This is a genomic window from Methylobacterium sp. J-090 (assembly GCF_022829345.1).
Lineage (GTDB): Bacteria > Pseudomonadota > Alphaproteobacteria > Rhizobiales > Beijerinckiaceae > Methylobacterium.
Window position 1 is genome coordinate 26,416 of record NZ_JAKSXV010000022.1, and the last position, 23,011, is coordinate 49,426.

22 protein-coding genes are annotated in these 23,011 nt (G+C 63.1%); 9 read left to right on the forward strand and 13 right to left on the reverse strand.

Annotation, left to right across the window (positions count from 1 at the left end; genetic code table 11):
* Nucleotides 1-149 precede the first annotated feature (149 nt).
* The 3 genes from MKK49_RS02650 to MKK49_RS02660 all read right to left on the reverse strand — a co-directional run bounded on the left by MKK49_RS02650 (nucleotide 150) and on the right by MKK49_RS02660 (nucleotide 1,698).
* A complete protein-coding gene (locus tag MKK49_RS02650) occupies nucleotides 150-617 on the reverse strand; it encodes a hypothetical protein (RefSeq protein ID WP_244026510.1) in 468 nt (155 codons plus the stop codon).
* 125 nt (nucleotides 618-742) lie between these two features.
* Nucleotides 743-1,276 (reverse strand): phage baseplate assembly protein V, encoded by a 534-nt coding sequence (locus MKK49_RS02655; protein WP_244026511.1) that lies wholly within the window; start codon nucleotides 1,274-1,276, stop codon nucleotides 743-745.
* A 185-nt stretch (nucleotides 1,277-1,461) separates the two neighbouring features.
* On the reverse strand, nucleotides 1,462-1,698 hold the full coding sequence (locus MKK49_RS02660) for a DNA-binding protein (protein WP_244026512.1): 237 nt from the start codon (nucleotides 1,696-1,698) through the stop codon (nucleotides 1,462-1,464).
* A gap of 458 nt (nucleotides 1,699-2,156) precedes the next feature.
* Between MKK49_RS02660 and MKK49_RS02665 the strand changes: the two genes are divergently transcribed.
* Genes MKK49_RS02665 through MKK49_RS02675 form a run of 3 tightly spaced genes read left to right on the forward strand, consistent with a single transcriptional unit; the run spans nucleotide 2,157 to nucleotide 6,941 of the window.
* Nucleotides 2,157-2,369, forward strand: coding sequence for a type II toxin-antitoxin system ParD family antitoxin (locus MKK49_RS02665; protein WP_244026513.1), 213 nt, complete (start codon nucleotides 2,157-2,159; stop codon nucleotides 2,367-2,369).
* On the forward strand, nucleotides 2,354-5,206 hold the full coding sequence (locus MKK49_RS02670) for a PAS domain-containing protein (protein WP_244026514.1): 2,853 nt from the start codon (nucleotides 2,354-2,356) through the stop codon (nucleotides 5,204-5,206). Before MKK49_RS02665 ends, MKK49_RS02670 begins: the two co-directional genes overlap by 16 nt.
* A 13-nt stretch (nucleotides 5,207-5,219) precedes the next feature.
* Nucleotides 5,220-6,941: a sensor histidine kinase gene (locus MKK49_RS02675; RefSeq protein WP_244026515.1), complete on the forward strand. Its 1,722-nt coding sequence runs from the start codon at nucleotides 5,220-5,222 to the stop codon at nucleotides 6,939-6,941.
* A 165-nt stretch (nucleotides 6,942-7,106) separates the two neighbouring features.
* Here MKK49_RS02675 and MKK49_RS02680 read toward each other — a convergent pair whose 3' ends face one another.
* The 3 genes from MKK49_RS02680 to MKK49_RS02690 form a co-directional block, all read right to left on the reverse strand.
* Entirely contained in the window at nucleotides 7,107-7,370 is a 264-nt protein-coding gene (locus MKK49_RS02680; protein ID WP_244026516.1) for a hypothetical protein, read from the reverse strand.
* 3 nt (nucleotides 7,371-7,373) lie between these two features.
* Nucleotides 7,374-8,138: a Crp/Fnr family transcriptional regulator gene (locus tag MKK49_RS02685; RefSeq protein ID WP_244026517.1), complete on the reverse strand. Its 765-nt coding sequence runs from the start codon at nucleotides 8,136-8,138 to the stop codon at nucleotides 7,374-7,376.
* Nucleotides 8,139-8,448: 310 nt separating this feature from the next.
* Nucleotides 8,449-8,973, reverse strand: a complete 525-nt coding sequence (locus MKK49_RS02690) for a hypothetical protein (protein ID WP_244026518.1) — start codon at nucleotides 8,971-8,973, stop codon at nucleotides 8,449-8,451.
* Between the two features lie 770 nt (nucleotides 8,974-9,743).
* Between MKK49_RS02690 and MKK49_RS02695 the strand changes: the two genes are divergently transcribed.
* Complete coding sequence (locus tag MKK49_RS02695; protein WP_244026519.1) at nucleotides 9,744-9,968, forward strand: hypothetical protein; 225 nt, start codon at nucleotides 9,744-9,746, stop codon at nucleotides 9,966-9,968.
* 549 nt (nucleotides 9,969-10,517) lie between these two features.
* On the opposite strand, the gene MKK49_RS02700 is transcribed toward MKK49_RS02695, so the two are convergent.
* From MKK49_RS02700 to MKK49_RS02720, 5 genes are read right to left on the reverse strand one after another with little or no spacing between them, the layout of a single operon-like run.
* Entirely contained in the window at nucleotides 10,518-12,323 is a 1,806-nt protein-coding gene (locus MKK49_RS02700) for a PAS domain-containing sensor histidine kinase (protein WP_244026520.1), read from the reverse strand.
* The gene (locus tag MKK49_RS02705) at nucleotides 12,313-12,600 is read right to left on the reverse strand and encodes a circadian clock KaiB family protein (RefSeq protein WP_244026521.1); all 288 of its coding nucleotides are present in this window, start codon (nucleotides 12,598-12,600) and stop codon (nucleotides 12,313-12,315) included. Before MKK49_RS02705 ends, MKK49_RS02700 begins: the two co-directional genes overlap by 11 nt.
* A 44-nt stretch (nucleotides 12,601-12,644) precedes the next feature.
* Entirely contained in the window at nucleotides 12,645-12,989 is a 345-nt protein-coding gene (locus tag MKK49_RS02710) for a circadian clock KaiB family protein (RefSeq protein ID WP_409565008.1), read from the reverse strand.
* Nucleotides 12,986-14,674: a circadian clock protein KaiC gene (gene kaiC, locus MKK49_RS02715; RefSeq protein ID WP_244026522.1), complete on the reverse strand. Its 1,689-nt coding sequence runs from the start codon at nucleotides 14,672-14,674 to the stop codon at nucleotides 12,986-12,988. Before kaiC ends, MKK49_RS02710 begins: the two co-directional genes overlap by 4 nt.
* Nucleotides 14,674-14,856 (reverse strand): hypothetical protein, encoded by a 183-nt coding sequence (locus MKK49_RS02720; RefSeq protein ID WP_244026523.1) that lies wholly within the window; start codon nucleotides 14,854-14,856, stop codon nucleotides 14,674-14,676. Before MKK49_RS02720 ends, kaiC begins: the two co-directional genes overlap by 1 nt.
* Before the next feature lie 201 nt (nucleotides 14,857-15,057).
* Here MKK49_RS02720 and MKK49_RS02725 point away from each other — a divergent pair, with 201 nt between their 5' ends.
* A complete protein-coding gene (locus MKK49_RS02725; protein WP_244026524.1) occupies nucleotides 15,058-15,483 on the forward strand; it encodes a hypothetical protein in 426 nt (141 codons plus the stop codon).
* A 1,547-nt stretch (nucleotides 15,484-17,030) separates the two neighbouring features.
* Nucleotides 17,031-17,855, forward strand: coding sequence for a KilA-N domain-containing protein (locus MKK49_RS02730; protein ID WP_244026525.1), 825 nt, complete (start codon nucleotides 17,031-17,033; stop codon nucleotides 17,853-17,855).
* Nucleotides 17,856-19,491: 1,636 nt separating this feature from the next.
* On the opposite strand, the gene MKK49_RS02735 is transcribed toward MKK49_RS02730, so the two are convergent.
* Nucleotides 19,492-19,743, reverse strand: coding sequence for a hypothetical protein (locus MKK49_RS02735; RefSeq protein ID WP_244026526.1), 252 nt, complete (start codon nucleotides 19,741-19,743; stop codon nucleotides 19,492-19,494).
* Nucleotides 19,744-20,184: 441 nt separating this feature from the next.
* Complete coding sequence (locus MKK49_RS02740) at nucleotides 20,185-20,445, reverse strand: hypothetical protein (protein ID WP_244026527.1); 261 nt, start codon at nucleotides 20,443-20,445, stop codon at nucleotides 20,185-20,187.
* 302 nt (nucleotides 20,446-20,747) lie between these two features.
* On the opposite strand from MKK49_RS02740, the gene MKK49_RS02745 reads away from it, so the two are divergent.
* The 3 genes from MKK49_RS02745 to MKK49_RS02755 all read left to right on the forward strand — a co-directional run bounded on the left by MKK49_RS02745 (nucleotide 20,748) and on the right by MKK49_RS02755 (nucleotide 22,720).
* Nucleotides 20,748-21,476 (forward strand): hypothetical protein, encoded by a 729-nt coding sequence (locus MKK49_RS02745; RefSeq protein ID WP_244026528.1) that lies wholly within the window; start codon nucleotides 20,748-20,750, stop codon nucleotides 21,474-21,476.
* A 185-nt stretch (nucleotides 21,477-21,661) separates the two neighbouring features.
* Nucleotides 21,662-21,961, forward strand: coding sequence for a hypothetical protein (locus tag MKK49_RS02750; RefSeq protein ID WP_244026529.1), 300 nt, complete (start codon nucleotides 21,662-21,664; stop codon nucleotides 21,959-21,961).
* A gap of 219 nt (nucleotides 21,962-22,180) precedes the next feature.
* A complete protein-coding gene (locus MKK49_RS02755) occupies nucleotides 22,181-22,720 on the forward strand; it encodes a MucR family transcriptional regulator (RefSeq protein ID WP_244026530.1) in 540 nt (179 codons plus the stop codon).
* The last annotated feature ends 291 nt before the right edge of the window (nucleotides 22,721-23,011 follow it).

Here is a 23,011-nt window from a genome sequence, read left to right on the forward strand (position 1 = left end):
CCAAGCGCCCCAATCAAACTCGCCGCCCTGGTTCTGTCCGTCGGCAATCAGCATGGCGGCGCGCAGAATCGGATCCATGCTGAACGCCACGTCGAATGGGACCCCAAGTTTCAAAAGGGCGACGCATTCGCCCAACTCGGGGTCCTCGGTTAGTTTTTTACAGCGGCCCCATCGAACGGCGCCGCCTCGGGCTCGCTAAGGGCTTCCCTCATCAACTCCGTGAGATCCTCGAAATCGTCTCCAACACGGTGCACGATCGCCTCAATCTGCATCTGCGAGGACGGCATTCCGTGCACTTGGCCGTCGATGGCGGTGATGGAGCACGCGACGAGGGCATAATTCGCCCAGAGGGCGTTCGTGACGAGCTCCGAACCGATGGCGCGGGCGGCGTTCATGCGGTCGAGGGCGCCGAGGCGGCGAACGGTGAAGCTCCGTCCGGATGGAACCGTGATGACGGCCGTTTTCCGGCCCGGCGCCGCCCGCAGGATGGACTCGCTGGGTGTCGGGGCGGCGGGCGGCGCTGCAGCCGGGACGGTCTGGGCGGCGACGGGCGCGGCTGCGACGGCCTGGGGCACGGGCTCGGGGGTCTCGCCGGCCTGGATGATGCGAATAGACATGGATCGGTTCTCTCGACAAGGCGCCGTGCGCCGGGGTGAGGGCGAGTGCCCGCCGGCGCCGGGCGGCGCAGCGCGGGCGGATGATGAAAGGGAGCGGGCCGGACTAGGGCCGGCGGCGCCGGCCGTTAGCAGTTGAGGAGGATCTTGCCAGCCGTGTGCTGGATCGTCTTGCTGGCCACGGTCGTCACTTGGCCGGCGGCGGTGGCGACGGTCTTGTCGCCGTTGTCGGTGACGAGCGTGCCGTTCTTGTCCCAGGTCATCGTCCCGCCGGTGGCGTGGGTCTTCGTGTGCGACCCGTCCTCGGAATAGACGTCGCGCGTGCCCGACTCGTGCCAGATGACCATCTCGCCGCCCTTCACCTTGGGCGCCTTCTGGACGTCGCTGAACACCCGCGAGATCACGATGGGGCTGCTGTGGTCACCCTCGGGGTAGGCGACCATGACCATGTCGCCCGCCTTCGCACCGACGGCGACGCCGAACCCGTTGCCGATCGCGATCGACCCGAGCGGCGCCCACCCGGTCTCGATGCCCTCGGGCATGATCTTGAGTTTCACCGCGTGGGTTTTTTCGTTGTAGCTCGTCACCTCGGCCATGCGGTTCGGCGATGGCAGGTGGGTCATCAGCACTTCGCGGCCGACCAAGTCCATAAAATCAGTCATACGAGATCATCGTCCTTTCTGAGCGATCCCGGCGTGCGGCGCACGTCTTCGCCACGCGCCCGGAGGCACGGTGCTGGATCTCGGGAATGCGGTGGTGGTGGGTGTTGCCGGGGCCGGCCCTGGGGAGGGCTCGGCCGGTCCATGATCGACGCCGGGCCGAGATGGGCGAGCGAGGGCCGGCCGGGCTATTCCGCCGGCTGGGCCGGCGCGGTCTCGGCTGGGGCTCCCGCCTCGACCTGGACGGCCCATTCGGCTAGCGTGGATCGGTTCCCGCAGAGGGTACGTCCGACGCGGAAATGCGGGAGGCGCCCGCGTTCGGTCAGGTGGAACACCTGGCGGGTCGTGATTCCGAGGAACTCCGCCATCGCCTTCGCCCCGTAGAGCATCTGCCCGGGCACGAAGGGAGGGGTCTTCTGGTTCATGGCTGCATCACCTGAAGGTTGGGACGGCTCGTGCGCATCGGAGCGCGTCGGGAAAAAAATAGGCCGCCCGGTGGGGGCGGCCTCTATGTGGCGCTGGCCCGCAGGTCGCGCGGGTCGCGCGGGTACGGGCCACGCCCGTCCCGGAACGAAAACGGCCCCGCGCGGATGTCCGCCGGGGCCGTTTCGATTTCTACAAAGTCGGGTCTACTGCAAGCGACACTTGGAAGCAACGTCACACTTACGCGATGCCGTCGAGCGCGGCCGCCACCGTAGGCGTACGTTCGGTCTCAGTCAGAGCGCGGCGGCGAACCTCATGCGGTGGTGGGAGGCGGCTCGAGCGCGGCTGAGGGTTTTTTCCGCTTATAAAAACGACGGGCTGTGTACCTCCGCGACGGTACGTCCGACATCAGTGGTCAAATGAGAAACACCCCTCCCGTTGAAGCGTGCTACGGGAGATCATGCCAGCCAAGCACTCCCGTCATATCGCGTTGACCGGCTCCCTCGTTGAATGGGCGGAGCATCAGGTGGCCAGGGGCGAATACACCTCCGTCAGCGATTTGATCCGAACTGCGGTCCGGTTTCTCAAAGCCCATGAAGAGGGCCGTCGTGAAGCGTTATCGCTTACTCACGAGCCGGAGACGGTCGCCGACGAATCGTGCCGGCTCCGTTGAGTACCCATGTCATTGAGCAGGGCGGCCAGGCCACTGCGAACTTCTACAACGACATCGATATTGGCTTCTGCATCATCGAGGTCGCCTTCGACGCGCTCAACCGTCAGGCCGACTACCGCTTCCTAGAGGTTAATTCCGCCTTCGAGGAGCATACGGGCCTGATCGACGTGACTGGCCGGTGGATGCGCAACCTCGCCCCGGACCACGAGCAGTTCTGGTTCGACCGATATGGCACCATCGCCCGCACGGGACGACCGGCCCGTTTCGAATACTCGGCGCAGGCCCTCGGTGGTCGTCACTTCGAGGTCTACGCCTATCGCACGGGAGACCCCGAGCAGCGGCGGGTGGCGGTCCTGTTCGCGGACATCAGCGCACGCAAGCGGCAGGAGAAGCTCCGTACCGCGCTGTTCGATCTGACCGACCGGCTCGCCGAGCAGGAAGACGTGGCCGCCCTCACGGATGTCGCCTGCGGCGTGCTGGGCCGGACGTTGGGCGCCCAGCTGGTCGGCTACGGCCTGGTCAATCCGGCGGCGGAGACCATCACGGTCGATCACGACTGGACCACCGACGGAGTTCAATTGCTGGCCGGAATGCTCATGTTCCGCGACTTCGGCTCGTACATCGAAGACCTCAAGCGCGGCGAGACCGTCGTTGTCGAGGACGCTCGTACGGACCCGCGCACGCAATCGTTCGTGGCGGCCTTGGAGCAGCGCTGTGCACGGGCGTTCGTCAACACCCCGATCTTCGAGCGCGGACAATTTGTGGCGCTGCAATACGTTAGTTCGGGCGAGCCACGCGTCTGGAACGAGGAGGAGCTGCGGTTCATCCGCGAGGTGGGGGTTCGCACCCGGACGGCAACCGCAAGGCGGCAGGCGGAAATGGCCTTACAGGCCAGCGAGGCGCGTCAGCGCCACCTCCTGCAGCAGATGCCGAGCTTCGTCGGTGTCCTCACCGGACCCGACCATACCTACGCGTACGTCAACGACGCCTATGTGCGGACGGCGGGTCCGCGCGCCTATCTCGGGCGTCGCGTGCGCGACGTGTTTCCGGAGCTGGCCGGTCAGGGCTTCTTCGAGCTTCTGGACCAGGTCTACGCCACCGGCGTGCCGTTCTCCGCCCGGACCACGCCGATCCGGTTCGCTGGCGAGGACGCGGACCGGTACATCGATTTCAGCTTCCAGCCGACCCGTAACGACGATGGTGCTGTCACTGGTATCTTCGTCGGCGGTTACGACGTGACCGAGCAGCAGCGCACTGCCCTCGCGTTGCAGGAAATGAACACCGAGCTCGAACGCAAGGTCACGGAGCGTGCCCTGGCGCGGGGCCGGACCTGGCAGCTGAGCCCCGACATTATGGGCGTGATCAACGCGCAGGGCTACTTCGAGCAATCGAATCCCGCCTGGTCCACCGTGCTCGGCTGGTCGGAGGCGGAGGTCGCGCGCACCGTGTTCTTCGACTTCCTCCATCCCGACGACGTCGCTCCGGCCCGGGAAGCCTGGGCGGCGGCGCTGGACCTCGGCCTGCCGGCCCTAAGCTTCGAGAACCGCTACCGGCACAAGGACGGCACCTGGCGCTGGCTCTCGTGGGTCGCGGTGCCGGACGACGGCAAGGTCTACTGCTCCGCCCGAGACATCACCGCGGGCAAGGAGCAAGCCAGCGCCTTGGTGCGGGCCGAGGAAGCCCTGCGGCAGTCCCAGAAGATGGAGGCCGTCGGCCAGCTCACCGGCGGCGTGGCGCACGACTTCAACAACCTCCTCACCGTCATCAAGTCGTCGACCGACCTGCTGAAGCGGCCGAACCTGCCGGAGGAACGCCGCGTGCGCTACGTTAGCGCGATCTCGGACACGGTGGACCGGGCCGCCCGCCTGACCGGCCAGTTGCTCGCCTTCGCCCGCCGCCAGACCCTCCAGCCCGAGGTGTTCGCGGCCTGCGATGGCGTGCGCGCGATCACCGAGATGGTCGGCACGCTGACGGGCGCGCGGATCAAGCTCGTGACAGACCTGCCAGAGCATCGCGTCTTCATCAGCGCCGACCCGAGCCAGTTCGACACCGCACTGGTCAACATGGCGGTGAACGCCCGGGACGCGATGGACGGTGAAGGGCAGATCACCATCGCCGTGCGCCAGGCGGATGCGATCCCTGCCATGCGCACCCACCCGGCCGTCGCCGGTTCCTACGCGGCGATCTCGCTTAGCGACACGGGCAGCGGCATCGAACCGGACAAGCTCGATCAAATCTTCGAGCCGTTCTTTACCACCAAGGAGGTCGGCAAAGGCACCGGCCTCGGCCTGTCCCAGGTGTTCGGCTTCGCCAAGCAGACAGGTGGCGACGTGATGGTGTCGAGCGTGGTCGGCGAGGGCACAACGTTCACCCTCTACCTACCGCACGTCGCTGCGGGGCAGCGGGAGATGCCGGCCAAGGCCCCTGAGCCGGATATCCTGACAGTGGGCCACGACACCTGCGTGCTCGTGGTCGAGGACAACGCTGACGTGGGCGGCTTCTCGGTGCAGGCGCTGATCGAGCTAGGCTTCCGACCGGTCCTGGCCGGCAACGCCGATGAGGCGCTTGCCGAGCTGGCGACGGACGCGGTCCGCTTCGACGTGGTGTTCACGGACGTGGTGATGCCTGGCATGAACGGCATCGACCTCGCCCAGGAGATCCGGCGCCGGCATCCCGGTCTGCCCGTGGTGCTGACCTCCGGGTATAGCCACGTGCTGGCGCAGGAAGGGACTCACGGCTTCGAGCTGCTGCAAAAACCCTATTCGGCCGACGACCTGTCGAGGGTGTTGCGGCGGATGACGAGCCGGCGCTCGCATCCGACGGCGCAGCCGGACTGAGCGCGCAACTCCGATGCTAACCCGACGCATCCTGGCCCTGGTGGCACTCGCCCTAACGCCTGCGCTCGCGATCCAGGGCTACAACGAGTACGCCCTACGTGCCTCCCGCGATGCTGCGGTGCGGGCCGACGCACTGGGCACCGCCCGGACGGTGGCCACCGATCTCAGGCAGCTCGCGTTGAGCCTACGGCAGGTGCTCGACCTCGTCGGCACTGAGGAGGCCGTGCGTAACAAGGATGCGCGGGCCTGCACCGCCTACCTCGGGACGATCATTGATCGGTTGCCGCAACTCAGCCTGCTCTCCGTCGCCGATCCGGACGGACGCGTCGTTTGCGACTCCCGCGGCTCGTCTCCCGGGCTCTATTCGAACGCGGAGCGCGCCTATCACAAGCGCGTCCTGGCCGGAGACGACTTCGCTGCGGGCGACTTCGTGATCGGCGTGCGTACGCATCAGCCGGCGATGCACTTCGCCCAGCCCGTCCGCGGGTACGACGATCGGCTGGCCGGCGTGATCGTGGCCAGCGTGGACCTCGCTCGGCTGTCGGAGCGCCTGCAGGTGGCGCTGCGTTTCCCCAGCACCACCCTCACGGTCACCGACCGGGAAGGAACGGTTTTGGTTCGTCGCCCGGATCATGAGGCATGGGTCGGACGCAAACTTTCGATCGAACGGCTGTCGCGATTAATTCAGGTAGAGGAGACCACGCGTTCGGTCGAGGGTCTTGACGGACGCCCGCGCATCGTCGGGATCGCCAAGCCCGATGGCGTGCTAACGGGATTCAACGTCATCGTCGGCCGCGACCGCGAGGTGGCGTTCGCGGACATCGACGCAGCCACATACCGCGGCGTTACCGTGATCCTGCTCGGTGCCATGCTCGCGGTGCTGGCGACGCTTTTCGCGGGCAGGCGTTTCATTGAGAGGCCGGTGCGGCGCCTGCTGCGGGGAGTTGCCGCCTGGCAGGGGGGCGACCTCGATGCGCGGACCGGAATGAGCGGCTCCTCCGAGTTCGACCGCCTGGGCGCGGCGTTCGACGCCATGGCCACGACGCTGCAGGGCCGGGAGGGTGACCTGCGCGGCGAGATCGCCCGTGGACGGAGGATGCAGGAGCAGCAGACGACGATGCTGCACGAATTGAACCACCGGGTGAAGAACACGCTGGCCACGGTCCAGTCGCTGGCACGCCAGGCACGCGGCGGCGAGGCGCAGGCGGCGCAACTGGAGGCGCGCATCCTCGCACTGTCGAAGACGCACGACCTGCTGACCCGCGAGGATTGGACGGGCGCCTCGTTGCGGGACGTGCTGGAGAACGAGCTGGCCCCTTACCGCAGGGGCGACGACCACATCACCCTGGATGGACCCGAGGTGCCCTTGCCGCCACGCTACGCGCTCGCCATCGGCATGACGGTGCATGAGTTGGCCACCAATGCGGCCAAGTACGGAGCCCTTTCGGAGGTCGGTGGCCAAGTCCACGTCGCTTGGCGCCTCGTTCATTGCGAGGGAGGTGGTCGTCGCCTGCACCTCAACTGGCGGGAGAGCGGCGGACCTGAGGTCGAACCACCCTCCAGGCGCGGCTTCGGCACGCGTCTGATCGCCGGTGGCATGCAGCGAGAGCTGGGGGGCCAAGTTCGACTGACGTTCGACCCGGCCGGGCTGCACTGCGTTCTCGACGTGCCACTGCCGCGCGACAACGAACGGGCGCCCATGCTCAGCCCGGTGGCCGACGAGCGTCGCCACTAAAACGGTCTTTCATGCACCGCCCCGTGGCGGACGTTCGGCTCAGGTGTATCGCTCGGGTACACGCTAGGGGTGAAGAGGCTAGTGTCTGATCTAGGCCGTTTGCTGCCGGTCCGCTTCCGAGAAGCAGATCTGAAAAGCGGACGTTGGCTCACAGCTTTTCAGCGCTTATCCCTTAAGGCGCTGCCGCATCCAACGCGTTGCATCCTCAAGGGTATCGAACACAGGTGCGCGCACCCCTGCAAGCCGACCCAGTCCGACTTCCATGAACCAAGCCCCACTCCGCTCGTGTTCCGGTGCATCGAGGCGGACCAGTACGCCCACCAACAGCCCGTTGGCCATCACCAGCATGCCAGCCTGATCCGGGCTTCCCGTTTCGACAGAGACGGGCTGGAGAACGACCAGGGTCTCGACGTTGTCCTGGTCTGCCACCCGCTATCCCCCTTGAACGCTGCTCAGCCACGGCACCTGCCGGCGGCCACTCCAACGTGCGTTCCTAAGGTGGAGGTAGTTCGGGTTGAACCCGCAGTACGCCTTGAGCCGCTCGACGTCCAGGATCGTCAGGACCCGGTGGTGAAGGGTGATGAGTTCAAGCCGGCGCAACTCCCTGAGCGTGCGGCTCACATGCACGCCCGACAGGCCCATCGAGTCGGCAAGATCGATTTGGGTGAAGGGGAACGGGTAGCTGTTGTCTTGGACACGCCCAACCACTTCCAAGCGCAGCAATAGTTCGCAAAAGAGGTGCGCGATCCGTTGGTCCGGCGACCGCGAACCTATGTTGACGAGCCATTCGCGTAGGACCGCTTCATCGACAAGAGCGCACCACCATAGGGCCCGCGTCACCAGTGGGTGGTGGCCCGTCATGTGATCGATGGCTTGCCGCGGGATCTCTACCACCTGGCATTGCGAGATCGTGCCGATGTTGTGGTCCATCTGGTCGAGGATGAACACGTTCAGATCGCAGAAGTCGCCTGGTACGAAGTAGGCCATGATCTGACGCTGACCGTCAGGGAGCACCTTGTAGCGGCAGGCGTAGCCATCCAGAATGAGATGCACATTGCCGGGGACGTCGCCTTCTCGGATCAGGTCCGTCCGCGCTGGCACCTGTCGCAGCCGGGGCACAAACGCTCGCAATGCCTCCCGATCCGCGTCGGTGAGTTCCTCGAAGCTCTCAAGCTTGCGAATTAGTGCATCTTGCATCGGACCACGGTAGTGAGAAGTAAACTGCGAGCCCTATGAGCGGTGCAAACGCGCAGAACCTTATCAAATGACGGTTTTATGACAAGTAGCGGATTAATGACTATAACTAATGTGATTATTTTCATCTGGACGCCCCGAACCAGACCATAACCATATCCGATCGAGTGGACATCCGGCTTGGAATGTACAGCGAGCTGGCGCCTATGGCGAGGTAAGGTGGACGGCGGAACGGCCGCTTTGGGGCGAATCCCCACCCAGAGCAGCCCAATTACGTGCGCCAAGCCGTAGCTCGGCACACCAAAGCAGGAGCCTACACAGGCGCCTTGCTGCGCTTCCTGCCTGGCGTGCCGGCCAACGCTTGGAAGTGGGCCCGCCGAGTCTCGCGCGCCGCTTCGAGGTGCCTGATCGCGTCTGACATATCCGCTTCCGCCTTTCTGACCAGAAGGAGCTGGTCAACGAGCATCGAGGCCGCCATCTGCAGGCTGGCGCGGCGGATTTCTTTCGTCGCATAGTCGATGTCGAACGTTCCGTTTGCCTCCCACCGCGCCCTGTCCTCGTCCGTGCCGGCTGCCCAGGGCCTGAACTCTGCTTGAGCAGCATCCGGATCTATGGCGCGCTGGATCTCCTCGGAGGACGGTCCGCACTCGGCCGCAGCCCAATGAGCATTCATCGCTTCCAGGCAGTCCGCCATCTCGTTGGCAAGGCGATGCGGATGCCCGGCACCCCGCGAGATCCGCATCAGGTTGGCGGTTAGGCGACGAAGGGCTGGCTTCATCCGGTCGAGCGCTCGGCGCCGGTTCACCTCGGCTTTGGATTGCTCGCTCACCAGCCGCATGGATTGCACCCGCCGAGTGCCGAAGCGATGGCTTCAGATCGGCAGCATGTTACTGCGCCCTCTCCGTGTGTCGAGAACCTTGGCCTCTCAGCGAAATGCAGGCTGTCCAGCGGGGGCTGGCGTCAGAACCACCTCACAAGACCCGTGACAGCCGCTCAATCTCGGCGTCCAACTCCGCGCCCGCGACGATTCCCGTAGGGTTCAGGCGGGTGTGCATGAATCTTCCAGGCTTGAACACCAGCAGCCGCCATGTGGCCACGTGCACCGCTTTACTGGCTATTGGGGTTCTGAGTGTTCGCACCGTCCGATTTTTGCACGAATGAAGAGAACGCAATGAGCGATCATGGGGTAATTGGGAATGTGATTCCATCAGATAATTAATTTGGATGTAATTATCAAAAACATATCTTATGATGATTTTATAGACTCCAATATATGCATAAATCGGATTGTTGGACGGCAGACGGACGTCGTCTCATCATCGCATTGAGCCTCTCTGATGGATATCTGCTCCCAGATACTTCGCCTCGCAGTCTCAGGACTTGCGAGGCGTTTTTGATACGTCTGCGGGCAAAATCCGTCCCTTACGCCTTATCAACGGGAAGGGCACAGAAAGAGATCGCCTACGAACGCGAGACGGCGATCAATCGCAAATGGATCGCATACATTATCCTATCGACCGTCGTGTCCGAGTTAATTGGTTTCGTCATCCTGGGGTGGTGAATCTTTACAAACAATATATCGCCGCCTCACATTCATGGGGGTCAGTGATGTTCGAAGCTGTGAAAATGTATTCAGACATTTTGTCTGAGCCGAGATCTCCAATCTACCATATCATCTTACTGGCTGACTGCGGCAAAGTGCATAACGTTTTGCGTCTCAACGCGGACGATGACGAACAGGCCATCGAACGCGCGAAGATGATGGTTGATGGCCACGCCGTCGAGCTATGGGACGGCCTGCGCCTCATCGAACATTTCGCACCCGTGACGTGAGGATGTGGCGATGAACCAAAATCAGCCAGCTCAAAATCAGGCTGCGTCCCTTGGGGTGAGGGTCGAAGTCACAGGCGAGCAGCCTCGCGGGTGGGCGTGGGCGATCTATCGCGACGTGGATCGGGTTCTCATCGTGCGATCACGCTCGCTGTACTGGAGCCAGCGTGAAGCCGAAGAGGCTGGAGGCGACGCCGCCGCCACCGTGAGGCGGAACCTCCAGCTGCGCGCGTCCCGGTCGGGTCGGCCTCGCGCGGGCGAAGGGTGATCCAAGCGGCGAAGGTCGTCCTGCATGAGATGCTTTCCAGTTCCCATGCCTTGCAGCGATCCCAACACCGCGCCTTGTCCTGACCCTCCACCCCATGCTCGAATTCTGACTGGACTGCGTCCGGAGCAGCCATTCGACATCAGCATCCAACTCCGCGCTTGTTACGGCGCCCGAGGGGGTTGAGGCGGGCGTGCATCGCTCTGCTGGGCTTGAACTACAGCAGCCTCTTGGTCTCGACGGACACCGCCGCGCCGATTTTTGAGTGTCTTGCACTGAATCACCGGCTACCTAAGCAGGCCAGCAACGGTTGTCGGGCATTCGGACAGGTCTTCACGCGCTCCCTCGATCATCGAGCGGATGCGCGCGGCCATAGTGTCTATGGCGAAGGGCTTGGTCAGCACCGCCATCCCCGGCGCGAGGTGTCCGTTGCCGAGCACGGAGTTCTCGGCGTAGCCCGTAATGAACAACACCTTCAAGTCCGGCCGTGACACCCGGGCGGCGTCGGCCATCTGCCGGCCGTTCATGCCGCCAGGTAGCCCAACGTCGGACACGAGCAGGTCGATGCGTACGTCGGACTGAAGGACCTTCAGCCCCGCCACACTGTCACCCGCCTCAATGGCCGTGTAGCCAAGATCTTCGAGGATGTCGGTGACCAGCATGCGAACGGTGGGTTCGTCGTCCACGACCAGCACCGTCTCGCCCTGTTCGGAGCGGGGAAGCGTCGCCGTCGCGGTCCGTGCGTCCTCCTTGTCGATCTCGCCGTAGTGACGCGGCAGATAGATCGAGACGGTCGTGCCCTTGTCCACCTCGGAGTAGATGCGGACCTGACCGCCCGACTGCTGCGCGAACCCGTAGATCATGCTCAAGCCGAGGCCCGTGCCCTCGCCGAGCGGCTTCGTGGTGAAGAACGGTTCGAACACTCGCGCGATGATGTCGGGCGGCATGCCGGTCCCGGTGTCGGTAACGCTCAGTGCGAGGTACTGGCCTTCCGGCATGTCCTGGTGGCGCGCCGCGCGCTCGTCCAGCCACTTATTCGCGGTCTCGACCGTGATGCGGCCGCCACTCGGCATCGCGTCCCGCGCATTGATGCACAGGTTGAGCAGGGCGTTCTCTAGCTGGGAAGGATCGACCAACGCCGGCCAAACCCCCGACGCTCCGACGACCTCGATCAGGATCGCCGGTCCGACCGTACGCTGGATCATCTCCTGCATGCCGGAGACGAGGCGGTTCACGTCAGTCGGTTTCGGGTCGAGGGTCTGCCGTCGGGAGAAAGCGAGGAGGCGGTGGGTCAGGGCAGCCGCCCGCTTCGAGGCTCCCTGGGCCGCCGCCATGTAGCGCTCGACGTCGTTGAACCGCCCCTGCTGCATCCGGGTCTGCATCAGCTCCAGGGAGCCAGAGATGCCCGCAAGCAGGTTGTTGAAGTCGTGCGCCAGGCCGCCCGTAAGTTGGCCGACTGCCTCCATCTTCTGCGATTGCCTGAGAGCCTCCTCGACTCGCTCACGTTCGGCGGCCTCAGTCCTGAGGCGGTCGTTCACCTCGGCGAGATCGCGCAGGTGGAGACGTTGCTCGCTGAGGTCGGTCAGCACGCCGCACAGGAGCGGGGTGATCTCCTCGCGGTGCAGCTGACTGAGGGAGAGGTTGACCGGTCGTCCGCCGCCGCCGGCGTATCCCAACGTCAACTCGCCACGTACGACGCCCTCGGAAGCCCCATTCAGCAACCGCTCGAATAAAGGGATATCGCCTGCGAGTAGGAACGCCTGCAAGGGTATTCCGATCAGCCGTTCCTGGGGAACGCCGAGCATCGTGGCGAGGCGCTGATTGCAATAGAGCACGGTGCCGTCGGCGCCGAGGGTGAAGGCACCTTCCTGGATCTGCTCGATCAGGACGCGGTAGGGTCGGTCGGCGTCCTCCAGCGTGTAGACGAAGCGCTCCCCCGCCGGACCCTCGACCACGACCGCATCGAAGTCGCCGCGGCGGATCGCGGAAACGGTCTCCTCCGCCTCCTGCAACCGGGCTTCCGTGTCGCGCAGGCGGGCGCGGCATTCCACGAGGTCCGCGACGAGATCGTCGTGAGAGGTCTCAGCGATCATCGTTTCCGGTGCCTAAGCCAGAATGAAGATCGAGGCCTCGCAGGACCCGGGCCTCGTCCGAGAGGTCGCCGACGAGGCGACGCTGGGGAAGCGGCTCCAGTCGGAGCAGGGTCGGTGCCGCCACGACCTGATGTTTCTCCGCGAGATGGGGCTGCTGGTAGATGTCGATGGTCTCAAGATCGACGCGGCCCGCCAAGGGGCCGTCGCAGATCCGGCGGAGGTTCTCGACAGTCCGACGGGACCGTGGGGTCATGCCGGCCACGAACAGGCGGAGCACGTAGCGTACCTCCGCCAGAGCCGGAATAGGGGTCTCGCTCGCACTCAAACGGCCTTCGCCTTCGGCCGGATGTCGAGGCCGACCAGCACCTTCTCCGTGTTCGACAGGTCGCCGATGATCCGCTTCAGCGGCTCGGGGATACGCCGGACGAGGGTCGGGATCGCGAGGATCTGGTCGCCCGCAGCCAGTTGCGGGTTCTTCATGAGGTCGATGACCTCAATGTCGTAGCGGCCCGGCAGGTGCTCCTCGCAGATGCGCTTCAGGTTCGCCATGGCCGCCATCGACTTCGTGGTCTGCCCGGCGACGTACAGGCGCATGTGGTAGGGGCCGCCGTCGATCTCGTCGCCGGTGGACGGGTCCACGGCCGGACCGGTCATGTCCGCGCTCATTCCGCTGCGCTCCGTCGTTGGGTGATCGCCCGGCGTTCCGTCGCCAATAAGGTCTCGCGACCCTCGTCCTCGCCGAGCAGGACAGCCTCCTCCTCCTCGGCCACCTCAAGGCCGGCCCGCAATTCGGCGATCTGCCGCTCGATGGCCTGACGCCGTCGGATCACCTCGCGTTTGCGACGCTCGCTCTCCTGGCCACGGCGCAGGGCGTCAGCCTCTTCGCGGGCCTCCTGGACCACGCGGGCGGTCCCAGTCAGCACGCCGGCCGGGCCGACATAGGCGTCGACGAGCCTGACGCCCGCCGCGGACATCTGGAACTCGCGGACCTGGTTCGAGTGGCTCATGCCGCGGGCCTTGATCACGTAGAGTGTGCGCGTGCGTTCGCCGTTGGCCTCGACGTCGAGAAGCTTGATCCACGCGTCCATCAAGGAGGACAGGCCGAGGTCACCGCGCTCGTCGAAGCCACCGTCCGTGCGAAGGCTCGTGAACACCGCGGTGATGCCACGGCTCTTGAGCATGTCGACCATACGCAGCAGCGTCGCCTGCAACTCGGTCGCCGGTCCGCGTAGGGCGGAGATCGGATCGATGACCACAACGCTGGGATCAAAGCGCTCGATGTCGCGATGCATCCGCGCGAGATGGGTCTCCAGCCCGTACAGGGTGGGGCGGGCGGCCTCGAACCGCAGGAGCCCGCTTTTGATGTGACGACTTAGATCGAGGCCGACGGAACTCGCGTTCCGGCAGATCTGTGCGCCGCTCTCCTCGAACACGAACGACATCGCCCGTTCGCCGCGGGCGCAGGTGGCATCGACGACGTAGGAGCTGATCGTGGTCTTGCCCGTTCCAGCGACGCCCGAAATGAGCACACTGGAACCGCGGAAGAACCCGCCGGGACCCATCATCGCGTCGAGTCCCTCGATGCCGGTCGGGACGATGTCGTCCGAGACGCCGTAATCGAGGTCCGCCGAGGTCACGGGCAGGACGCTGATGCCGTCCTCGTCGATCAGGAACGGGTACTCGTTGGTGCCATGGGCCGACCCGCGGTACTTGACAATGCGCAGGCGCCGGGTGGTGACCTGCTCCTCGACCCGGTTGTCGAGGAGGATCACGCAGTCGGAAACGTATTCCTCCAGACCCTGCCGGGTTAGCCCGCCGTCGCCGCGCTCGCCAGTGATCACCGTGGTGAGACCGCGATCCTTGAGCCAGCCGAACAGGCGCCGGAGCTCAGCCCGCAGGATGGCCGCGTCGGATAGGCCAGCAAACAGGGTTTCGATGGTGTCGAGCACGACGCGCTTGGCGCCGATGGTGTCGACGGCGTAGCCGAGCCTGATGAAGAGGCCCTCCAGGTCGTACTCGCCGGTTTCTTCAATTTCGCTGCGCTCGACCCGGACATGGTCGATAGCAAGTTTGCCCTCGGCGACGAGGCCGCCGAGGTCGTAACCGAGCGAGGCGACGTTGGCACCGAGGTCCTCGGCGCGTTCCTCGAAGCTCATGAACACGCCGGGCTCGTCGAATTTCGTCGCGCCGTTGACGAGGAAGGTCATCGCGAACAGCGTCTTGCCGCAGCCGGCGGCGCCGCAGACTAGGCTGGGCCGACCGACCGGCAGGCCGCCGAAGGTGACGTCATCGAAGCCGGAGATGCCAGTCGGCGCCTTCGCCAGGGCCTTGCCGGTGGATGGTTCAGGCATCACGCCGTATGTTCCTTCTTGAGCACCGCGCGCAATTCGGGGCTCTGCCCCGCCATCTCCTCGACGCGGCGTCGCAGGACGGTCTCGATGAAATTGGTCAGCGTGCGGTTATCGTGACGCGCGCAGTCCCGTACGTTCGCAAGCAGATCCGCGTCGATGCGGATCGCGAGAGGTTTCTTCACGCAGCGTTCTCACGGTACATCATCGCGCACGCCTAGGGGCGTGCCCTGCAAAACACAATACACTTTAGCGTCACGTGGGCGGCTGAATTCTCGAGTTACGTCTGTTCGCTTCGTCCCACCACCGCCACCTTCTGCGTGCCGTCCCTTTGCCGCACGGGCTGCGCCCTGGCACCCTTCGCATACCAATGCCTGCCGAGCCCCATGCCGATCCGCCGCGAGCACCGGTTCTTCTACCCCATCGACTGGCCCCAATTGTCGGCCGTGATCCGCTTCCGCAGGGCTGGCGGGGCTTGCGAGGGGTGTGGCCGGCCGCACGGTCGGTTCGTCTACTGCCTCAAGGATGGCCGCTGGTGGGATGCGGCCTACGGAGCATGGCGAGACCGGCAGGGGCGCTCCGTGGCTGTCTTGCCCCGCCTGGACGAGCTTGAGGGGCTGCGGCGCACGAAGGTGGTCCTGGCCGCCGCGCACCGTGAACACGACACAGCCAACAACGCCGACGCCAACCTCGTCGCCCTCTGCCAGCGATGTCACATCAACCACGACCGGCCCGAGCACAAGCGTAGGCGGTGGCGGACGCTGTTCCGCAGGCGGGCCGATGGCGACCTGTTCGGTGGTTCTGGCCCTTAACCGGTGGACCCTACAGAAGAGACGATGGGTGGTGAAGCAGCTCGGCGGTAGACCATTATCGCGACTCAAAGGCGGCGTGATCGGGAGCATTTTGCGCCCATTAATCCAAAAAATGATGCTTACTGAAACTTAACCAAATAACTGGAGCTGAGCGCTCATACGAAAACAATTTCGTGAGGAAAGTTCTTAATCTAGGGAGAAGCTACACGGAGCCCGAAGCCCTCATGCCGGCTTTCTTTTCTGACCCAGTATTTGTTTGGCTCGATCCAGCACGACCCGATTTTGGATTCAGGCTGATAAGAAACGTGCCCGAGGGACTAGCGGCTCTACATAGACATAAACTCAATGACGCGCTTCGAAATGAGAATGCGCATCTTTGGCATTCTGCTGCTAATGCCCTTAGGCGAGCTGACGCCAATCAAACCTCAGAAAATATTCATGACGCTTTCGAGGCATTGCTGCGATTGACCAAGAAGGTTGCGCCGGTCCCTTCGAGCATTCGATTGACGACATCTCCGCGTGGGCTTCGCGAGCATGTGCAGGCTTTTTTTGATTTCTCGGGAGCTGCTATTACTTCGTAACCAATTTTGGTTCCGGTCCAACAAGACAAGCGTCCCACCCCGACAGCCACAATCGGATTGGGCAGCGGGGTCATTACGCGGGCGCCGTCGGCAACTCGGTCACTCGGGTCGTGTAGCGGGGCGAGCGTATCTCGAACTTTGTCGATCACGTCCGCTTTGGGGCGAGCTCGGCGCGGGCCGCCACGACTATTCCATACCCGGGCCGGCCTTTGCAGGCGTTCAGCGCCGTCACACCTGTCTGTCTCCCCGCGAATGGAGAAATCGGGCAAAGGTTCTAGCGTCCTGTATCGAAAGATGTAGAGTTTGAAACGCGAAAGTCATCAAACGTCGCAGGTTGTTATGCGTGCCAGTGCTCGTGTAGGGTTGGTTCTGGTTGCGAGTTCGTATGCGGCCGCATGCGTCATCGGCCGTATCATCATGCTTGAAGGGCAGGGGCCCACCGTAAGCGATTGCTTGGCCGCGAATGTGTGTGCCTCCGTGGTCCTACTTGTCGTGACATGCCGAACGTGAAGATCGAACGATCGATTACACACCTCGTCGATCGTATGAGCAGCTTCGCGCTCAGGCTCGACCTGGAGGAAGCAGCGCTACGTACGGTCATTGAAGGCCGTTCTGGCAGTGACACCCGGTGGGCTCATGGTTGACCAAGTTCCCGCTATCCGGCGGCGGTTGATGCGGGCCGCTGGGGCGGCCGGGTAGGCGTTGCGGTCCAGCCACGAAAAAGGGCCTTCCACAGCCAATCGCCGTGCGGCGTGCATCGCAGGTGGACGGAGAAAACACCGAGGTCCCATGGTGAACGTCCTTCAACGAAAAAGCCGCCACCGATTCGCATCGGCAACGGCTTTCTTCGGTGTAGGCCGGTCAGGGACCGGACCCGTTCTGCACAGGCAATCAACACCATGGTCGTACGGATGAGTCCAGACCCTGACCGGCGTTTTCAACACGCAGTCAGGACCAGTCGCAGCCTTGCAACAGCATCTGGATCTCATCCCCCATCAGGTAGGTGGCGCCCTTGTGTGCCAGCGCCCGAGTGATGGCTACATCAACGCAACAGCCATGTGCCGCGCGCACGGCAAGCTCTATGCGGACTACGCGCGCCTCGGCACGACGATCGCCTTCCTTCAAGCGCTTTCGACCGATATGGGAATTCCCATAACGGAACTCGTTCAATCACTTAGGGGCGGCGAGCCGGACCTGCAGGGCACATGGGTCCATCCTGATGTTGCGGTGAACCTCGGACAGTGGTGCTCGCCAGAGTTCGCCGTGAAGGTCGCACGCTGGGTGCGAGAGTGGTCCAGAGCCCGGGCCGCATCTCAGCCGGCGGTCCCCTATCATCTCCGTCGCTACGCCACGAACCATCCGAACGTCCCGGCGGCGCACTTCTCCATCCTCGTCGAGATGACCCAACTGCTGATCGCCCCGATGGAGTTGATGGGCTACACGCTGCCCGAGAAGATGCTGCCTGATATCTCGCAAGGTCAGTTCTTCTGCCGCTGGCTGCGCGAAGAATGGGGCATCGACACCGATTCGTTGCCGACCTACCGGCACGATTTTGAGGATGGGCGGATCGTCTACCCTAAGTGCTACCCCGACGAGATGCTGGCAGCGTTCCGCAAGCACTTCTGGACGGTTTGGCTTCCTGAGAAGTCCGAGGCCTACTTCCTGGGCAAGGATGCCAAGGCGCTCGAATACCTGCCCCGTCTCCTTGCGCGAGCCACGGCGGCCGGCATCCCAGCACCGTTCAAGAAGCTCCCGCCGCGGCCGATCCCGAAGCACCTACGGCGGGCTTGATCAGCAGCGCCAAAACTAAAGCCCGGCGTGCGATGATGGCAGCCGGTCGGGTGTTGGGAGCGGGTAATTTTAGGTAAGGCCAGGCTTATGCGCAAAGCATCAGCCTCAACAGAACTTTGGAAGAATGAATTTATCCCACAAAGTAGTATCTGAAGTCAGTAATGAGGTTGATGATACCACTCGTTCAGAGGTCGATGAGTTTTTCCTTCTGAGAGGTAGAATACTAAGCAGTTATTCTCAGTTGGAGTTTCTTGCAGCTCATCTTATGCAAAGTATTCATTCAAAGTTTGCAGATAAATATGGGTCGAGTCACCAAGTCGCCTACACATTGGATCGAAGAATTTCGCAATTGAGGTCGGCCGCTGATATCTTTCCTCAACTAACTCCCTATCAAGCCGAGCTTCTATCTTATCTCGACAGGATGCTCTCGTTCTCTGACGTTCGTCACTTCATGGCGCACGGCTATGTCGAGGTCGATAAGTATATTGATGGGTACAAGTTTAGACTCATATTGTACCAATTTCCAAAAGCGGAAAAACCTTACATATCCACGAAAGAGTTCACGCTGGAAAACTTACAATCTCTTAGTAGCTATCTAAATATTTATACCCAGACGACAATAAAATTTGTGAGACGAATTTACCTTGAGCTAGAACTGCAGAGCCGAAACGAGGATGGCATGCCTTAATCAAAAAACCCGCCTCGGATTGCTCCGGGCGGGTGAAGGTGGTGTCTTGGGAGAGACATGAAGCGCAGATAGGGGAGCACCCCGTCGCTTAGGACTTATCTATTCTATTTGTACCAATGAGATATCATCATATGACGGATTGGATTTATTTATAGCCAGATTAAGCATCTGGCCCACAATACCGCAAACGGGGCAAGGGCAAGTAAGGCAACTTCTAAAATTGGCCAATCAATATCTACTGGGTGAATTCTTGCCCCCGGAACAGTAAACTTAACTTTTCCGACTGGCTTTTGGAATGCCATGAGATTGCGCCGATTCAAAAATAGGAAATCTCACCGTTCAGTGATTCATGATATGTCGCATGAATTGACGGGACCACCATTATCATATGATGCATTCCCGAAATTACGTCTGTAAGCCGGCAGAGGACTACCAAAGCTGAAATATGCCTATAAGACATTAGAAACCCGCCGGGCCGGAGCCGGGCGGGTGAAGGCGGTTTAAGGATGAGGACGCCCGTAATTAGGCGCAACGCTCTTCCAGAGGTGTCAGCCACATGGGTAAGCCCCCCATTCTCGACGCTCACGCGCTCTGCTGCATGAGCACGCCGCAATCGGAGCGGGAAGCGTGATCAGACAGTCGGAACTTGAGGCCCACGCGAGGGCAAAGCAGCTCTTTGAGGGCGAGAATCCTGGTCGTGTATGGCGTACCGTCCCCGGCGCTTTGAACTACGCCCGGGTGCCTCCCCCGGTCGCCAGCCTAATGGAGCGCCAAGCCTACCTATTGCGTGCCCGGGGCGAGATGCGAGCAGAGGGACAGTTGCTCAATCCCGGGCAATCTGAGGAATGACCAAGCGCTGATGTAGTAGTCAAGATCATTATGATACGTAGTAGAAATCCCGCCGCGGCAGGGCCGGGCGGGTTTAAGCTGTTCAACAGGTGTGGGCTACTAGCGACCGCCGCCGTTGGCACTACCATTCGGGATCGCCTGCTCAGGACGGGAGGCATTGCCGCCAGCAGCCGAGTCGGTCGTCACGGTGTCGGCGCCAGTCGCCCCGCGAGAGACCACGATGTTTTCCTCGTTGCCGGTGGTGTTGGCTTCGTTCTGGACAATGACGCCCGGCTGACGCGGGGGGCCGACCTGGGCGAACGCGGGTACGGCGATCAGCATGGCGACGCCGGCAAGAATAGAGATTTTCACGGAATGCTTTCGATTGGCCACATGACGGATGCGTCATCGGCCGTTGGGGGTAGGTAAAGTCGTGTTGGTGGAAACAGTTTCGTGAAGCCTTTGTCGCATCAAGGGTAGGTGCACATGGAAAAACCCGCCACGGCGTGAGCCGGGCGGGTGAAGGTGGTTCGTGGAGTTCCCACCGATGAACGGCTGACCGGTGCCACGGTTCCGACCTACCGCTTGGCCATGCCTCCGATGATCAGCCCGACGAGCCTCGCCACCAGCGCGTAGACGGCGCCCAGATCCTGAGGCTCCACGGGCGGACAGGTCACGGCGCCGCTTTCGGCAGGATCTCGAACTCTAAGGGCTGGAGCATGGAGATGATCGACCAGCCTACCCTTCCCTGAAAACGCGCGCAGGCCTGCCGACGGACATATTGGGTATCGCGAGCGCGGTTTTCGGTCGCCTTTAGATCTGGCCGGGCTGGCATCCATACGGCGGTACGGCCTTGGGAAACCGCTCTTTGATCCGCCCGCACCCCCAGGCTCGCAGCGACTCAGGCAAGCGCCGGTTCACCTCGATCCCCACCTCATCATAGGGCGAGGCTCCAGCTGTTACGTAGCTGTACCAACGCCAGCCCATCGTACCGACGCCGGCCAGCAGAATGCCGAAGCCTACCGTGGCAGCTAAGGCTACTCGCGACGGCGCCTGTTGTGCAGCGTTGGCCATCCCTGACATCTCCCTACCGTTGACTTAAACGTGCTCCCCGGCCGACATGCCATGTCCGGCCCCGCTCGCTCGTGCGAGTCGTGAGCCGGCATCAGGAGAGATCACCGCCGCGAGATAGACCCTGAAACGACTACGGCCCCCCTGTCGCCAAACAGGAGGGCCGCGAAATCGAAATGGCCTGTGGTGGCCGCTACCAGTCCCCCACAAGCCATACGACCCCTTCGGGTGTCAAGCGGGAACGCCAATTCCCGCATCGAGAAGTCGTGCCTTGTGCCTGCCGCGGCCCGAAAGGGTTGGGGACGATGTTTCACGCCGCCATGAAGGCCGCGATTGAGGACGCGCGGACGCTTGCGCAGATGGACGCGCTGTCTCGCCAGCTTTGGCAGGGGCACGGGTCCGGGGTGCTGGGCGACGAGGATGCCCAGGCGCTCGCCGAGCGGCTCCACGGGCGCCGCAGCGCGATCCGTGACGGCATCCGGCCCGTTGGCATCCCCGCCGGCCGGGCGAGCCTGTTCCCGCCCCGTGCGCGGTCCGCGAGCCCCGACAGGGCAGCATCCCGAGACCGCCGGCGCCTGCTGGCCTGTTCCGGCCCCATGCCGCCAGCCCTCGCGGCCCGGTTCACCACCGGCCAGCTCGCGGTTCTGCGCATCGTCGGCGACGAGGTGGCCACCAAGGGCGTGTGCGGGCTGTGCGTGGACGCCATCGCCGCCCGGGCCGGCGTGTGCCGGCGGCTGGCCCAGGCCGCGATCCGTCTCGCCGAGGGCGACGGGCTGCTCACCATCGAGGAGCGGCGCCACGAGGGCCGGAAGAACTCGCCGAACCTCGTCCGCATCATCAGTCGGGAATGGCAGGCGTGGATGCGCCGAGGTCGCCGCGGCAGCCATCGAGAGCAGACAGAGGCGGCACCCCCTGTGCAGGGCATAGGGTGCAAACCGATTCACCCCACGGATAAGGGGATAACTCTGGGGATGATTTCCCCAGCGGAACCGTCAAAGAAGCTGCCGGAACGGCAGAGTCAGACCCGGCCATGAGACCAATCTGGAATCGTCGCGACGGGTACAGGCGGCGGAGCTATGTCGCGGGTGCATCCAGCTGATCGGAAGAACGGACGCTAGAGGCTAAGACAGAAAAGGGCCTTCTCTGCTCGCCCATTGCGGAATGAACGAAAGGCTCTGTGCCCGCGTTTGCACGCCACATCCAGATTGGAGCAACGCACATGCGTACGACCACACTCGCCCTCGCGGCCTCGTTTGCCCTCGCGTTGACAGGTTCGGCTTTCGCTCAGACGCCGGCCGGCGGTGGAAGCTCGGAAGGCAACATGAACAATCCCGGCAGCGTGAAGAGCAGCGGTGAAAAGAGCTCGGAGCGTTCCATCGGATCGGCCACCGGCAGCACTATGGCCCCTACCGGCGGCGCTGCGGGAGGCTCCGGCAATATGGGTGGTGGTACCGGCGCAAGCTCCAACACCGGCGTCGGCACCGGGAACGCGGGGAACTCGCAGGGGCCGCGCCAGTAAGCATTTAACTGAGCGATCAGATTGAAGGGCTGGGGGTATCCCCGGCCCTTTTTGTTTGGCGGCTCCACGCCTACCCATGCTCCGGTCTGACGCTCGCCTTCAAACGGATGTGCAACTGAGGAAAAAACACAGCATCTAGATGTTTTCAGACCAATCTTGTTGATCTTTCAATATTACTGCGCCTAAAGCGGCATCGTCGCCTACCGCCGGAATTTTTCAATGAACGAAGCTGAAACCAACCACGCGTCCGATTACGTCGAGCTGAGCGCCGATCTCGTCTCAGCCTACGTCTCCAACAACTCCCTCCCCGCAAGTGAGATCGGCAATCTGCTTGCCAGTGTGCATGCTGCTATCAGCAGCCTTGCGAAGGGTGGGAATGCCTCTCCCACGAAGGAGAATGGGGTCGAGAAGGCCACCCCAGCGCAAATCAAGAAGTCGATCACGCCGGATGCCCTCATCAGCTTCGAGGACGGCAAGTCCTATAAGACCCTGCGCCGCCACCTGACGATCCGTGGTCTGACCCCTGAGGCCTACCGCGCAAAGTACGGCTTACCTGCGGACTACCCAATGGTCTCTGCCGGCTACTCGGCGCAGCGCTCTGAACTCGCCAAGGCCCTTGGTCTTGGTCAGCAGCGAAATGGGGCTAGCAAGGCGGCCGAGGCCAAGGCCGCTCAACCCGACGAGACAGTTTCTGAGGCTCTGGCCGATGCGAAGCCGAAGCGTGCGGGGCGTCCTCGGAAGGCTGTCGCTGCTGAGTAATGCTGACGGGGCGCGGTGGCCATGTGCCGCCGCCCTCCAGCGTTCGTCATGCCCGTGTTCCGCCGGGTGCCGGAGGAGACAACGACTGGCAACGATCAGCTCTGCTGATTATGCTCAAGCTCGATGCCGCGCTCGTCCTGCCAGAACCCGACCAACTGCCATGCCGCGGGCCGCGGCGGTCCCTGCCGCCGCTGCGACGCCCAGGCCATCGCTCAGCGCGCCGTTGAACTGCGTCAGCGCATCATGGCGAACAAAGCCGAAGGCCGCCCCCTCTATGCGCCGCGCAGTACC

Excerpts from the sequence above, each read along its gene's own strand:
- MKK49_RS02650 (WP_244026510.1), bottom strand. The coding sequence starts at position 617 with ATGTCTATTCGCATCATCCAGGCCGGCGAGACCCCCGAGCCCGTGCCC.
- MKK49_RS02740 (WP_244026527.1), bottom strand. The coding sequence starts at position 20,445 with ATGGCCAACGCTGCACAACAGGCGCCGTCGCGAGTAGCCTTAGCTGCC.
- kaiC (WP_244026522.1), bottom strand. The coding sequence starts at position 14,674 with ATGCCTGAACCATCCACCGGCAAGGCCCTGGCGAAGGCGCCGACTGGC.
- MKK49_RS02695 (WP_244026519.1), top strand. The coding sequence starts at position 9,744 with ATGTTCGAAGCTGTGAAAATGTATTCAGACATTTTGTCTGAGCCGAGA.
- MKK49_RS02700 (WP_244026520.1), bottom strand. The coding sequence starts at position 12,323 with ATGATCGCTGAGACCTCTCACGACGATCTCGTCGCGGACCTCGTGGAA.
- MKK49_RS02690 (WP_244026518.1), bottom strand. The coding sequence starts at position 8,973 with ATGCGGCTGGTGAGCGAGCAATCCAAAGCCGAGGTGAACCGGCGCCGA.
- MKK49_RS02725 (WP_244026524.1), top strand. The coding sequence starts at position 15,058 with ATGCCGATCCGCCGCGAGCACCGGTTCTTCTACCCCATCGACTGGCCC.
- MKK49_RS02755 (WP_244026530.1), top strand. The coding sequence starts at position 22,181 with ATGAACGAAGCTGAAACCAACCACGCGTCCGATTACGTCGAGCTGAGC.
- MKK49_RS02655 (WP_244026511.1), bottom strand. The coding sequence starts at position 1,276 with ATGACTGATTTTATGGACTTGGTCGGCCGCGAAGTGCTGATGACCCAC.
- MKK49_RS02750 (WP_244026529.1), top strand. The coding sequence starts at position 21,662 with ATGCGTACGACCACACTCGCCCTCGCGGCCTCGTTTGCCCTCGCGTTG.
- MKK49_RS02745 (WP_244026528.1), top strand. The coding sequence starts at position 20,748 with ATGTTTCACGCCGCCATGAAGGCCGCGATTGAGGACGCGCGGACGCTT.
- MKK49_RS02665 (WP_244026513.1), top strand. The coding sequence starts at position 2,157 with ATGCCAGCCAAGCACTCCCGTCATATCGCGTTGACCGGCTCCCTCGTT.
- MKK49_RS02660 (WP_244026512.1), bottom strand. The coding sequence starts at position 1,698 with ATGAACCAGAAGACCCCTCCCTTCGTGCCCGGGCAGATGCTCTACGGG.
- MKK49_RS02685 (WP_244026517.1), bottom strand. The coding sequence starts at position 8,138 with ATGCAAGATGCACTAATTCGCAAGCTTGAGAGCTTCGAGGAACTCACC.
- MKK49_RS02710 (WP_409565008.1), bottom strand. The coding sequence starts at position 12,989 with ATGAGCGCGGACATGACCGGTCCGGCCGTGGACCCGTCCACCGGCGAC.
- MKK49_RS02675 (WP_244026515.1), top strand. The coding sequence starts at position 5,220 with ATGCTAACCCGACGCATCCTGGCCCTGGTGGCACTCGCCCTAACGCCT.